The organism is Nocardia sp. NPDC004711 (genome assembly GCF_053601595.1).
In genome coordinates, this window is record NZ_JBSGCB010000003.1 from 43,011 (window position 1) to 56,117 (window position 13,107).

At 70.5% G+C, this 13,107-nt stretch carries 11 protein-coding genes; 6 read left to right on the plus strand and 5 right to left on the minus strand.

The annotated features are described in order from the left end of the window. Positions 1 to 4 precede the first annotated feature (4 nt). Positions 5 to 1,288 (minus strand): FHA domain-containing protein, encoded by a 1,284-nt coding sequence (locus ACWEKS_RS03260; protein WP_452338562.1) that lies wholly within the window; start codon positions 1,286 to 1,288, stop codon positions 5 to 7. Positions 1,289 to 1,494: 206 nt separating this feature from the next. Between ACWEKS_RS03260 and ACWEKS_RS03265 the strand changes: the two genes are divergently transcribed. Beyond that, the gene (locus tag ACWEKS_RS03265; RefSeq protein ID WP_452338563.1) at positions 1,495 to 1,908 is read left to right on the plus strand and encodes a hypothetical protein; all 414 of its coding nucleotides are present in this window, start codon (positions 1,495 to 1,497) and stop codon (positions 1,906 to 1,908) included. Between the two features lie 68 nt (positions 1,909 to 1,976). On the opposite strand, the gene ACWEKS_RS03270 is transcribed toward ACWEKS_RS03265, so the two are convergent. Then, positions 1,977 to 3,515, minus strand: a complete 1,539-nt coding sequence (locus ACWEKS_RS03270; protein ID WP_452338564.1) for a glycerol-3-phosphate dehydrogenase/oxidase — start codon at positions 3,513 to 3,515, stop codon at positions 1,977 to 1,979. Positions 3,516 to 3,563: 48 nt separating this feature from the next. Continuing rightward, the gene (locus tag ACWEKS_RS03275) at positions 3,564 to 4,166 is read right to left on the minus strand and encodes a TetR/AcrR family transcriptional regulator (RefSeq protein ID WP_452338565.1); all 603 of its coding nucleotides are present in this window, start codon (positions 4,164 to 4,166) and stop codon (positions 3,564 to 3,566) included. A gap of 131 nt (positions 4,167 to 4,297) precedes the next feature. On the opposite strand from ACWEKS_RS03275, the gene ACWEKS_RS03280 reads away from it, so the two are divergent. Together ACWEKS_RS03280 and ACWEKS_RS03285 are read left to right on the plus strand one after the other, a co-directional pair. Then, positions 4,298 to 5,875, plus strand: a complete 1,578-nt coding sequence (locus ACWEKS_RS03280; RefSeq protein WP_452338769.1) for an FAD-binding oxidoreductase — start codon at positions 4,298 to 4,300, stop codon at positions 5,873 to 5,875. Continuing rightward, complete coding sequence (locus ACWEKS_RS03285; protein ID WP_452338566.1) at positions 5,872 to 6,798, plus strand: diacylglycerol/lipid kinase family protein; 927 nt, start codon at positions 5,872 to 5,874, stop codon at positions 6,796 to 6,798. Before ACWEKS_RS03280 ends, ACWEKS_RS03285 begins: the two co-directional genes overlap by 4 nt. 114 nt (positions 6,799 to 6,912) lie before the next feature. Here the strand turns inward: ACWEKS_RS03285 and ACWEKS_RS03290 are convergent, their stop codons facing one another. Both ACWEKS_RS03290 and ACWEKS_RS03295 read right to left on the minus strand, forming a co-directional pair. Continuing rightward, positions 6,913 to 7,281, minus strand: coding sequence for a hypothetical protein (locus ACWEKS_RS03290; RefSeq protein WP_452338567.1), 369 nt, complete (start codon positions 7,279 to 7,281; stop codon positions 6,913 to 6,915). Between the two features lie 213 nt (positions 7,282 to 7,494). Beyond that, the gene (locus ACWEKS_RS03295) at positions 7,495 to 8,130 is read right to left on the minus strand and encodes a class I SAM-dependent methyltransferase (protein WP_452338568.1); all 636 of its coding nucleotides are present in this window, start codon (positions 8,128 to 8,130) and stop codon (positions 7,495 to 7,497) included. Between the two features lie 324 nt (positions 8,131 to 8,454). Between ACWEKS_RS03295 and ACWEKS_RS03300 the strand changes: the two genes are divergently transcribed. Genes ACWEKS_RS03300 through ACWEKS_RS03310 form a run of 3 tightly spaced genes read left to right on the plus strand, consistent with a single transcriptional unit; the run spans position 8,455 to position 13,003 of the window. Next, on the plus strand, positions 8,455 to 11,154 hold the full coding sequence (locus ACWEKS_RS03300) for a valine--tRNA ligase (RefSeq protein ID WP_452338569.1): 2,700 nt from the start codon (positions 8,455 to 8,457) through the stop codon (positions 11,152 to 11,154). Next, positions 11,151 to 12,599: a bifunctional tetrahydrofolate synthase/dihydrofolate synthase gene (folC, locus tag ACWEKS_RS03305; RefSeq protein ID WP_452338570.1), complete on the plus strand. Its 1,449-nt coding sequence runs from the start codon at positions 11,151 to 11,153 to the stop codon at positions 12,597 to 12,599. The genes ACWEKS_RS03300 and folC overlap by 4 nt, the downstream gene beginning before the upstream one ends. Further along, entirely contained in the window at positions 12,596 to 13,003 is a 408-nt protein-coding gene (locus ACWEKS_RS03310) for a DUF4233 domain-containing protein (protein WP_452338571.1), read from the plus strand. The genes folC and ACWEKS_RS03310 overlap by 4 nt, the downstream gene beginning before the upstream one ends. The last annotated feature ends 104 nt before the right edge of the window (positions 13,004 to 13,107 follow it).

The following is a 13,107-nucleotide window of genomic DNA, read 5'->3' on the forward strand; positions in this document are numbered from 1 at the left end:
CGGCCTACGCCGTGCGATAGGTCAGAACCCGCTCACCGATACGCAGACTCCACCCCGCCTTCAACTCCGTCGGCCGCTGCCCCACCCGAACCCAGTCCGCCGCACCGGGAGCCGCCACGAAGGTCCCGCCGGGCGTCCCCGCGTCCCGCACGTACACCAGGCCGTTCTCGACGAACACCCGCGCGTGCACCCGCGACACGTGCCGATCCCGCGCGATCACGATGGGCGAGGCCACCGCCCGCCGCACCGCCTCGTCGATCATCGGATCCCGCCCGATCACATACGGCCGATCCAGCGGATACACCGCGCCCTCGGTGCTGGTGAGCGCCCCACCTGCCGCGGCCATGGCGGAGGTCGCGGGCGGCTGCGGCCCGGCGGTGGCGCGGGTTCCGGGCTCGGCGATGTCTTCGGCGCCCGGGCTGTACGCAGCGGTCGGCGGTTGATCCTCCGGGGCGGGGCGATCCTTTCGCCCGGCCGGACGGCCGGAATCGGGTCCGGAGTCGGCCTGCGCCTCGATCCGCACCCGCTTGCCGAGCGCCGGCGCAGGTTGGTCCGGACCAGAGTCACCCGCGAGCCGTGAGCCCGGAGCAGGAGTCGTGGCGGCATTGCGGGGATTCACGGGTTCGGCGGCGGGCTCCGGCGGATTCGGGGAAACCTGCTGTCCGGCAGCAGATTCCGTGCTCGGGGCTGGAACGGGTCCTGAGAAACGCGGATGGGAGGGCGTCGGGGTCGGGGCCCGGCGGGTGAGGTCGGCGACCGGAGGGGACTCCGGCGCGGCTTTCGGCGGGGTCTCACTGGCGCGCGGGGCCGTCAGTCCCGAGACCGGGGCGTGCAGGACGAAACCGCCGCCCGCCACGACTCCGGCCCGCAGATCGGTGTGCGGCAGTTCGCTGCCCGCGTCGTCGGCGACCACGGTGAGCCGCCGGATCGGATCGCGCACGATTTCGTCGGCCCAGGTCAGGGCGCGTTCCCCGGACAGCAGGCGGGCGCCCTCGGGCCCGTCGACCGCTGCCGTCACCGCCCCGCGCAGCAGGATCAGGATCCCGCCCGCCGTCGGCGCGACCACCCCGAAGGGCGGCGGCTGTGCGGAACTGCTGGTGAACACGGTCGCCGCCAGCCGCTGCGCGATCGCCACACCGGGATCCGCGGCGCTCGCCGCGGTCTCCGCCGCGCCGATTATCCGTTCCGTGGACGGACTTTCACCGTGCAAGAAGATGACCACATTCCCGAACCGGGCGACCAGTCCTGCCCCCGGTACCAACCCGACCGTCGTCGGAATCCGACCCATCCGCGCCTCCCTCTCCCGGCGCCCACAACATCGCAGCCAAGCATAGGACCGTTCCGCGGCCCGGGCATATGACCGATCCGTCGGGGCGCCCGGCGACACGTGTCCACCGGTTTGCGGGAATGCCGCCCATGGCCGGGATCCGGGCACGAGGATCGAGGCATCGTGCCGGTGCATACGGCTCCGGCGTCACCGATGAGGACCGAACCATGAGAGGCACGATCATCACGACCACCACCACCGCCGCCGCGATCGGCTGTGCCGCGCTCGCGACCATCGCCGGATTGGCCGCGCCCGCCGGCGCGACCGCGACCCGGGTCGGCATCGACCCGGGCATCAGCTTCGGCTCGGCCACCAACTACGGCACCGGCTGCAGCTACGCCATCGACGGCATTGTCGACGACCCGGTCACCCCGGTCGTCTTCTACGACAACGGGGTTCCCTTCGCCTACGCCACTCCCTCCGGCTCGCTGGCCCAGACCCGGTGGACGCCCGTCACCGCCGGACCGCACCGCCTGCAGGTCTGGCAGCACCGCCCCGACTGGCAGGACGTCTTGCCGTACGTCGACATCCAGGTCGGCAACGGCGTGCCGACCGGCTCCGGCTGCGGCGTCGCCAACTAGGCACGGCGCCGAACGGTCGATTCTCTCGGCGGTGGGCTGACAGATCTCTCGGCGGTGGGCGCCCGGCCCTACTCGAAAGCGGCCTGCGCGGCCGGTTCCGCGGCCTTGCGATCCTCGGCGACCAGGCCGATCCGGGTGCGGCGGTCGAGCAGGTCGCAGACGTCCAGCGCGCCCTCGGCCGCCACCGCGAAGGCGAATTCGGCTGCCGTGACGTCCATGCCGGGCGCCACCTCGGCCGCCAGGGCCGGATCCTGTTCCGCGAGCGCGAGCACCTCGGCGGCCTCGCTGCCGTAGCGCTCGACCAGGCGCGGCGGGGCCTGGATGGCATCGCGGGCCGCGCCGGACACCGCGCCCACCAGGGGCAGGCTGCGGGTGCGGCACGGTGCGGCGGCCAGGTGCGCGTGCGCCACCGCGGCATCCACCGCGTCCTCGGCCATCTTCCGGTAGGTGGTGAGCTTGCCGCCCACCACGGTGATGACGCCGGTGGGGGAGGTGAGCACGGCGTGCTCGCGCGAGATGTCGGCGGTGCTGTCGTCGCCGGTGCGCAGCAGCGGCCGCAGGCCTGCGAAGCTGCCGCGAATATCGCTGCGGCGCAACGGCTCCCGCAGCACGGTATTCACGGTGTCGAGCAGGAAGTCGATCTCGCCGTCGGTGGCGTGCGGGACGTCCGGCACCGGGCCGGGCGCCTCCTCGTCGGTGAGACCCAGATAGACCCGGTTGTGCGCGGCCGGGAACGCGAAGATGAAACGACTGGTGCTGCCCGGAATCGGCACGGTCAGCGAGGCGGTGAGGCCGCCGAACGCGGCGGCGTCGAACACCAGGTGCGTGCCGCGCGAGGGCCGCAGTTCGATGCTCGGATCCACCTGATCGGCCCACACGCCGGTGGCGTTCACGACCGAACGCGCTGTCACGTCCAGGGTTTCGCCGGTGAGTGTGTCGGTCAGCGTGGCCTTCCCACCGGTGACATTCATGGCCTCGACCCGGGTCAGTACCGTCGCGCCCTCCCGGGCCGCCGTGCGGGCGATGGCCACCACCAGCCGCGCATCGTCCACCAGCTGCCCGTCCCAGGCCAGCAGCCCGCCTCGCAGCCCGGCCCGGCGCACCGTCGGGGCCAGCCGCAGCGCCTCGGCCGCCGCCACCCGCCGCGACCGCGGCAGCACCGATGCCGGCGTGCCCGCCGCCCGGCGCAGTACGTCCCCGGCCAGGAAGCCGGTCCGCACCAGCAGCTTCTGCGCCGCACCGATATTCGGCAGCAGCGGCACCACCTGCGGCAGCGCCCGGGTCAGATGCGGCGCGGTGCGGGTGAGCAGGATGTCGCGCTCGACCGCGCTCTCGTGTGCGATCCCGACCCCGCCGCTGGCCAGATACCGCAGCCCGCCGTGTACCAGCTTGGAACTCCAGCGGCTGGTGCCGAACGCGAAGTCGTGCTTCTCCACCAGTACCGTCCGCAACCCGCGGGCGGCGGCATCCAGCGCCACACCCACACCGGTGATGCCGCCACCGATCACCAGCACATCGATCGCCGCGTCGTCACCGAGTGCCGACAGCTCTCGCCGCCGCCGCGCCGCGTTGAGCGACGAGTCGGGGCGAGCCGTATTCGAAGTCATGGGAAGGCCTTTCGGTCAGTGCCGCTGTCGGTTGTCGAGAATGTGGAGCTACCGGGTCCCCGGTGAGGTGCCGGTGGGGGTCAGGTAGCCGTGCAGGGCGTAGGCGAGTTCGGTATCGAGGTGGTCGCCATCCAGAACCGGGGCGAAGGCGGTCGCCGACTGGACCGCGGACTGGGCCATCAGCAGCAGCATGGCGGCCAGCTGCCGGGGATCCCCGGCGCGAATCGAGTTGTCGGCCTGACCTTCTCGGATGGCGTCGGCGAACAGGTCGATGAGGGCGCGCTGATTGCGGCCCAGCCGCTCGAACACGTAGGTCAGCATGATGTCGGTGTCGGCGCGGAAGATCTTGGCGAACAGGGGATTCCGGCGCATCACCGCGCCGCCGCCGACAATGGCCCCGACCAGCCGCTCGCGCGCGCTGCCCGTGCTGGGCGCGGTGTCGGTGATGATCTCGCGCAGTTCCCGCACCAGCAGGTCCGCCACCAGGGACCCGGTATCGGGCCAGCGGCGGTACACCGTCGGCCGGCTGACGCCCGCGCGGCGGGCCACCTCGGTCAGGGTGGTGCGCCGGACGCCGAATTCGGCCACGCAGGCGCGTGCCGCGTCGAGGATGGCCCGATCGACGGCGGAGGATGGTTCGGTCGAACTCATGGTTGCCACCACCGGAGAGTAGTCGTTGTCGTTACTGCTTGACATTCTATGTCAGACTGTAACGCATGGTCGACACACAAGCAGCTACCGCGTCCACGGAAAACCCGGGCGAGCCGCAGGTTCGCGCGAGTATGGTGTGGGACGCCTGGGGCTCCCCGTCCGGACACAAACCGCTGTCCGACCAGATTCGGGGACTGCTCGCACAGGTTTTCGGGGTGTCCGGTGAGCCGGTGACCCGTCGCGATGAGGGCGACGTGCCGCTGCGCGCTTCGGCGCTCACGCCGGAACAGCACGCCGGGCTCGTCGCGGTGGTCGGAGCCGAGCACCTGTCGATCGACCATCGCGACCGCCTGCTGCGCGCCGGCGGCAAATCCACGCCCGACCTGTTGCGCCGCCGCGCCGACGGTGAGCAGGACGCGCCCGACGCCGTCGTCTTCCCCGCCGATCACGATCAGGTCCTCGCGCTGCTGAAGTACTGCTCCGCCAAGGGCATCGCGGTCGTGCCCTTCGGTGGCGGCACCAGCGTGGTCGGCGGCCTGGATCCCGCGCGCGGCCGCTTCCCGGCCGTCGTCGCCCTCGATCTGCGCCGCCTCGACACCCTCACCGACGTCGATCCGGTCAGCGGCACCGCCACCCTGGGCGCGGGCCTGTCCGGCCCGCAGGCAGAGGAACTGCTTGCCCGCCAAGGTCTTTCGCTCGGCCACTTTCCGCAGAGCTTCGAATACGCCACCATCGGCGGCTTCGCGGCCACCCGCTCCTCGGGCCAGGCCTCGGCCGGCTACGGCCGCTTCGACGACATGATCCAGCGGCTCCGGATCGCCACGCCCGCAGGCGATCTCGACCTCGGCCGGGCGCCCGCCTCGGCCGCCGGACCCGACCTGCGCGAACTGTTCTCCGGTTCGGAGGGCACCCTCGGCATCATCACCGGCGTCACCCTGCGCGTGCACCCGGTCCCGGAAACCACCGGCTACCATGCCTGGTCGTTCCCCGACTTCGCCACCGGCGCCAATGCGCTGCGCACCGTCATCCAGGCCGGCGCCGCCCCCACCGTCATGCGCCTGTCCGACGAGGCCGAGACCGGCCTGAACCTGGCCCGCGCCGGGGACATCGGCGGCGCGCCCGTCGGCGGCTGCCTCGCGGTCACCACCTTCGAGGGCACCGCCGCGCACGTGGCCGCCCGCAGTGCCGAGGCCGCCGCCCTGCTGGCCGCCGCCGGCGGCACCGCGCTCGGCGAAACCCCCGCCCGGGAATGGGAACACGGCCGCTTCGCCGCCCCCTACCTGCGTGATGCGCTGCTGGACGTGGGCGTGCTCTGCGAGACCCTCGAAACCGCCACCAGCTGGGCCGATCTCGCCAACCTCAAGGCGAAGGTGACTGCGGCGCTGACCGATTCGCTCACCGCCCAGGGCACCCCCGCGCTGGTCATGTGCCACATCTCGCACACCTACCCGACCGGCGCGTCGCTGTACTTCACCGTCGTCGGCAAGCAGGCCGCGGACCCGATCGCGCAGTGGGCCGTCGCCAAGCGGGCCGCGGGCGACGCCATCGTGGCCGCGGGCGGCACCATCACCCACCATCACGCGGTGGGCGCCGACCATCGGCCGTGGATGACCGACGAGATCGGCGATCTGGGTGTGCAGGTGCTGCGTGCGGTGAAGAATGCCGTCGACCCCGCCGGAATCCTCAACCCTGGGAAGCTGATTCCGTGACAACGATCCGCTCCATCGCCCTGGTGACCAACCCGCTGTCCGGTCACGGCAAGGGCGCGCTGGTCGCCGTGGAGGCGGCGAACCGCTTCGCCGCCCGCGGTGTCCAGGTCACCGAGATCCGCGGTGAGTCGGCCGCCGAGAGCGAACGGCTGGTGCGCAAGGCGCTGGCCGACCCGGACGCCCGCCCCGACGCCGTGGTGGCGGCGGGCGGTGACGGACTGGTCGGCGTGGTGCTGCAGGCCCTGGTCGGCACCGGCGTCCCCCTCGGCCTGATCCCCGGCGGCACCGGCAACGACCTCGCCCGCGAACTCGGCGTCCCCGACGACACCGACGCCGCGGTGGCCGCGGTCGTGGGCGGCCGGACCCGCGCCATCGATCTCGGCACCGTGGAAACCGAGGAGTCGGGCCGCGCCCTCTGGTTCGCCACCGTCACCGGCACCGGCCTCGACGCGCGAGTCACCCTGCGCGCCAACGCTCTCCGCTGGCCCAGCGGCCCGATGCGCTACACCGTCGCCGCCCTGCTCGAACTCGCGGGCAAGCTGGCCGTGCCCTACCGCATCGAACTGACCGGCTCACCCGACCATCCGGACGGCACCGTCCTGGAACTGGACGCGGTCATGGTCGCCGTCGGCAATACCCGCACCTACGGCGGCGGCATGCTCATCTGCCCCGACGCGCTCATCGACGACGGCCTGCTGGACCTGACCGTGGTCGGGGCCATGTCCCGGCTGGAGATGCTGCGCCTGCTCCCGACCCTGTCCTCCGGCAAGCGCATCGACCATCCCGCCTCGGTCCAGTACCAGGCCCGGGAGATCCGCCTGACCGCTCCCGGCGCGCCCGCCACCGCCGACGGCGACCCGGCCGGACTGCTCCCCGCGCACTTCCGCGCCGCCCGGGGCGCCCTGGACGTGCTGGTCCCCTGACCCCTGTCGTACCGCCCGACCGCGTCCGGTCGTCCGGCAAAAGCAGTGCGCCCCATGCCTTTCGGCATGGGGCGCATCTGTCATATCGGGTCGGAGGAAGGTGGGCTGGAATTCTCACCAGACCTGAAAGACGCCCAAACCCTTCGGGCTCAGCACCACATCCACCGAGCCGCCGGGATGCGCCGCGGCCTCACCGACGATCGCGGGCATATCCGCGAAGACGGCATGGCCGTTCTCGAGGAGAGTCGAATCGGGTTGCAGCCCCACGATAACGGCATCATGCGGCGCATACCGGTCGACCAGCGCCGGAATCGGGCTCTCGGCCAGGGCCTGCGTCTCACCGTGATCGAGCTCCACCCCCGCCGCGCCGATCTGCGGAATCACGAACGGGGTTGCGGCGGAAGCGGTTCCGGCCCAGGCAGATCCGGCCAGACCGAGCCCCGCGCAGGCGGCCGCGGCAAGAGCAAAGGTTCGAACACGCATGATGACTCGCTTTCCAGCGGCGGGAGAGATGTCCTGCGGAGCTGTATCGATTACTGCGGTGAACTGTGGCGACTGGATCCAGCCGGGTAGCCAGAACACATCACCGCAGGTCACCATGGCAAGGCTCGAGTGATTTATGTCACTCTGACAGGTAAAAGTGATTCAGCTCACATGCTCTGACCGGGCAAATGCGACAGGCGGTCGGAGCGCCGGCTAGGACGGGCGTGCGATGAGCAAGTTTCCAGAAATCGGCTTCCGCGGCAGGAGCTGGTGAGCAACCGTCAGCCCGGCCCGCTCCAGCGCATCCTTCACCGCGGCGACCGGGCGGAGGGTGAATCCGTATGGGGCGAAAGGCATTTTCGCCATGGCGTCCGGGTCGCCGATGCCGATCACCAAGCGGCCCTGGGGTGCGAGGACCCGTGCCAGCTCGGTGCAGGCGCGATCCAGGTCCGGCACGAAATAGATAGTGTTGCAGGTGATCACGGCATCCAGGGCGGCGTCCGGGAACGGGAGCTCGGTGAGGGAGCCCTCGGCCAGGCGCAGGCGGTCGGACGAGACGTCGGCCGCGAACTCCGATCGCGCCCGCGCCAGCATGTCGGGGGAGAGCTCGACACCGGTCACCGTGCCGGACCCGATCCGGTCCAATAGCAGGGTCAGCCCGATGCCCCCGCCGAATCCGATATCGGCGGCCGCGTCACCGGCGGCCACCTCGGTCGCCGCCACCGCGGCCTCGATCATCGGCCGGTTACCGCGATTGAGGAGGCGCGCCACGCCCTTGCCCAGCACTCCGTGCGGATTTCCCAGCTGCCCGGCGACCGTCGACATCACCCGCGAGACAATCGGATTCATGCTCGACAGGTTACCCGCCGGTCGCTCCGCCGGGACCTCGCAATGCGCTTGTCACGACGCGAAAACAATGCGGCGGACGCAACGTCGATGCAACGAAATCTGGTCTACCCTGGCCCATTTGGGTCAGAACCTGAGAATTGCCTTTGGATCCGGGAGTGGGGCCCGAAACGGCGGTAGGCTGACCATCGAGGGCGAGGCTTCCGGTGTCCCTCATCCGTCGGAAGCCTCGCCCTTCGGCTATCCATCCGGGCTCGCTCCGCCGGTAAATCGGGCCTAGGAAAAACCCGGTCGTTCGGCGATAATCCCAGCCCTTAGAATCGACCGGTGACCAGCGCAGCCTCTGAGAACCCGCGTAATCGTGCCGATGCCCTCCCCAAGAGCTGGAACCCCAGCGATGTCGAGGCCGACCTGTACGAGCGCTGGGTAGCCGCCGGTTACTTCGCCGCCGACCCGGGCAGCGCCAAGCCCGCCTACTCGATCGTGCTGCCCCCGCCGAACGTCACCGGCACCCTGCACATGGGCCACGCCCTCGACCACACCCTCATGGACCTGCTCACCCGCCGCAAGCGCATGCAGGGCTTCGAGGTGCTGTGGCTGCCCGGCATGGACCACGCGGGTATCGCCACCCAGACCGTGGTGGAGAAGCAGCTCGCCGTCGACGGCAAGACCAAGGAGGACTTCGGCCGCGAGCTGTTCGTCGACAAGGTCTGGGACTGGAAGCGCGAGTCCGGGGGCCAGATCCAGGGTCAGATGCGCCGCCTCGGCGACGGTGTGGACTGGAGCCGCGACCGCTTCACCATGGACGACGGGCTCTCCCGGGCCGTGCAGACCATCTTCAAGCGCCTCTACGACGCGGGCCTCATCTACCGCGCCGAGCGCCTGGTGAACTGGTCACCGGTGCTGCAGACCGGCATCTCCGACCTCGAGGTGGACCACAAGGAGGTCGAGGGCGAACTCGTCTCCCTGCGCTACGGCTCGCTGAACGACGATGAGCCGCACGTGATCGTGGCCACCACCCGGGTGGAGACGATGCTGGGTGACACGGCCGTCGCGGTGCATCCCGACGACGAGCGGTACCAGGCCCTCATCGGCACCACGGTCTACCACCCGATCACCGGCCGCCAGATCCCGATCGTCGCCGACGACTACGTGGACCCCGAATTCGGTTCCGGCGCGGTCAAGATCACCCCGGCGCACGATCCCAACGACTTCGAGCTCGGCCTGCGCCACAACCTGCCCATGCCCACCATCATGGACAAGACCGGCAAGATCGCCGACAGCGGAACCGAATTCGACGGGATGGACCGCTTCGAGGCCAGGCTCAAGATCCGCGAGCGGCTCGAGGCCGAGGGCCGGGTGGTCGGGCGCAAGTATCCCTACATCCACCAGGTCGGCCACTCCGAGCGCTCCGGCGAACCCATCGAACCCCGCCTGTCCATGCAGTGGTGGGTGAAGGTCGAGGGCATCGCCAAGGCCGCCGGTGACGCGGTCCGCAACGGCGACGTCAAGATCCACCCCGCCAGCCAGGAACCGCGCTGGTTCGAGTGGGTCGACAACATGCACGACTGGAACATCTCGCGCCAGCTGTGGTGGGGGCACCGCATCCCGATCTGGTACGGCCCCGAGGGCGAGATCGTCTGCGTCGGACCCGACGAGCAGGCCCCCGAGGGCTACGTCCAGGACCCGGACGTGCTCGACACCTGGTTCTCCTCGGGCCTGTGGCCCTTCTCCACCATGGGCTGGCCGGACGCGACGCCCGAGCTGAGCACGTTCTATCCGACCAGCGTGCTGGTCACCGGCTACGACATCCTCTTCTTCTGGGTCGCCCGGATGATGATGTTCGGCATGTTCGTCTCCGACGACCCGGTGCTCACCGTCGGCAAGGACCCGAACCAGAAGCAGGTCCCGTTCCAGGACGTGTTCCTGCACGGCCTGATTCGCGACGAGTTCGGCAAGAAGATGTCCAAATCGCGCGGCAACGGCATCGACCCGCTGGACTGGATCAACGAATACGGCGCCGACGCCACCCGATTCACCCTCGCCCGCGGCGCGCAGCCCGGCGGCGACCTCTCGGTCGGCACCCCGCACGTGACGGCCTCGCGCAGCTTCATCACCAAGCTGTTCAACGCCACCAAGTTCGCGCTCATGAACGGCGCGCAGCCGGGCGAACTGCCCGCGCGCGCGAGCCTCACCGACACCGACCGCTGGATCCTGGACCGCCTCGACGAGGTCGTCACCGAAGTCGATGCGGCCCTGGACCGTTACGAGTTCAGCAAGGCCCTCGAGGGTCTGTACCACTTCGCGTGGGACGAATTCTGCAGCTGGTACCTGGAATTGGCGAAGGTGCAGTTCGCCGAGTCCGAGGAGCGCGCGGCGAGCACCCGCCTGGTGCTCGGCACCGTCCTGGACGCCGTGCTGCGCCTGCTGCATCCGGCCGTCCCGTTCGTCACCGAGACGCTGTGGCAGGCCCTCACCGACGGCGCCGAGGGCGAGTCCATCGTCATCTCGGCCTGGCCGGCCGTCTCCGGCGCCACCGCCGACGCGGTTGCGGCCCGCCGGGTTTCGGACACCCAGAAGCTGATCACCGAGATCCGCCGCTTCCGCTCCGACCAGGGCCTGGCCGACAGCCAGAAGGTGGCCGCCAAGCTCAACGGCATCGACACCGCCGACCTGCGCGCCCAGGAGGCCGGTATCGCCAACCTGGCCAAGCTCACCCCGGCCGGTGACGGCTTCGCCGCCACCGCCTCGCTCGAGGTGCGCCTGAGCACCGCCACGGTGACCGTCGAGATCGACACCTCCGGCACGGTCGACCTCGACGCCGAGCGCCGCCGCCTGGAGAAGGACCTCGCCGCCGCCCAGAAGGAACTGGCCGGCACCACCGGCAAGCTCGGCAACGAGGCGTTCCTGGCCAAGGCCCCCGAGGACGTGGTCGCGAAGATCAAGGCGCGCAAGGAGATCGCCGAGGGCGACGTCGAGCGGATCACCGCCCGCCTCGCCGAGATCGCCAAGCTGGCGGCCCAATGAACGACGAACCGGAACGTCAGTACGCCGAGGGCGCCCCGCTGAGCAGCGGCACCTCGCCGGTGGACCTGGCCGAGATGGCGCTGGTCGAGGCCGAACTCGACCAGCGCTGGCCGGAAACCAAGATCGAGCCGTCGCTCACCCGCATCGCGACGCTGATGGACCTGCTGGGCTCGCCCCAGCAGTCCTATCCGGCCATCCACGTCGCCGGGACCAACGGCAAGACCTCGGTCACCCGCATGATCGACTCGCTGCTCACCGCGCTGCACCGGCGCACCGGGCGCATCACCAGCCCGCACCTGCAGCTGGCCACCGAGCGCATCGCCATCGACAACGCGCCCATCACGCCCGGGCGTTATGTCGAGATCTACCGCGAACTGCTGCCGTACGTGGAGATGATCGACGCGCAGTCGAAAGCCGCAGGCGGCCCGGCCATGTCGAAGTTCGAGGTGCTCACCGGGATGGCCTACGCGGCCTTCGCCGAAGCGCCGGTGGACGTGGCCGTGGTGGAAACCGGGATGGGCGGTCGCTGGGACGCCACCAATGTGATCGACGGTGAGGTCGCCGTCATCACCCCGATCGGGTTGGACCACATCGACTATCTGGGCCCCGACCTCACCTCCATCGCGGGGGAGAAGGCGGGGATCATCAAGAAGGCCCCCGCCGACGACCTCGTCCCGCGCGACACCGTCGCCGTCATCGCCCAGCAGGAACCCGAGGCCATGGAGGTGCTGCTGCGCCGCGCGGTCGAGGTCGACGCGGCCGTCGCCCGCGAGGGCTCGGAGTTCCAGGTGCTGTCCCGTCGCGTCGCCATCGGCGGCCAGATGCTGGAGCTGCAAGGGCTCGGCGGCGTCTACGACGAGATCTTCCTGCCCATGCACGGCGAGCACCAGGCCCGCAACGCGGTGCTGGCGCTGGCCGCGGTCGAGGCGTTCTTCGGCGCGGGCGCGTCCCGGCAGCTCGACATCGATGCCGTACGAGCCGGATTCGCGGCCGCCGTCAGCCCCGGCCGGATGGAGCGCATGCGCAGCGCGCCCACCATCTTCATCGACGCCGCCCACAACCCGCACGGGGCCGCGGCCCTGGCGGCCACGCTGACCAGCGAATTCGACTTCCGCAAACTGGTCGGCGTGATCGCGGTGCTGGGCGACAAGGACGCGGGCGGCATCCTCGACGCCCTGGAACCGGTCTTCGACGAGATCGTCGTCACCGAGAACGGCTCCCCGCGCGCCCTGCCCGTCGACGACCTGGCCAACCTCGCGGTCCAGCGCTTCGGCGACGAACGCGTGGCCGTCGCCCACGACCTGGCCGACGCCATCGAGACCGCCATCGCCCTCGCCGAGGGCGGGGAGGACGGCGAACTGGTCTCCGGTGCGGGCATAGTCATCACCGGCTCGGTCGTCACCGCCGGGGCCGCCCGCAGCCTGTTCGGAAAGGATCCCGTATGACCTCCGACGCCACGCCCGACGTCCCGCCGCCCGCCACCGACCCGTGGAAGGGCCTGCGCGGCGTCATGGCCGGCACCCTGGTCCTCGAGGCCATCACCGTGCTGCTGGCGCTGCCGGTGATCGGCGCGGTCGGCGGCGGCCTGCGCTGGTGGTCCGTCCTCTACGTGGTCGGCCTGGCCGTGGTCATGTTCCTGGGCGCGGGCCTGCAGCGCCGGCCCTGGGCCATCCCGTTCAACCTGGCCCTGCAGGCGGCCCTGCTGCTCGGCGGCTTCATCCACCTGTCGATCCTGGTGATCGGTGTGGTCTTCGTCGCCGTCTGGGTCTTCATCCTGTTCCTGCGCTCCGATGTGCAGAAGCGGATGAACGCGGGGACGCTGCCCAGTCAGCGCATGTCCGGCGCATGAGTTCTCGTTACCCCAGGCGACAACTGATTTCGTTGCGCCCGGGGTAACTCGTCGGGTACGTCCAAAATTGCTTCGCATCCTGACCGCCGGCACGCGAATGGGGC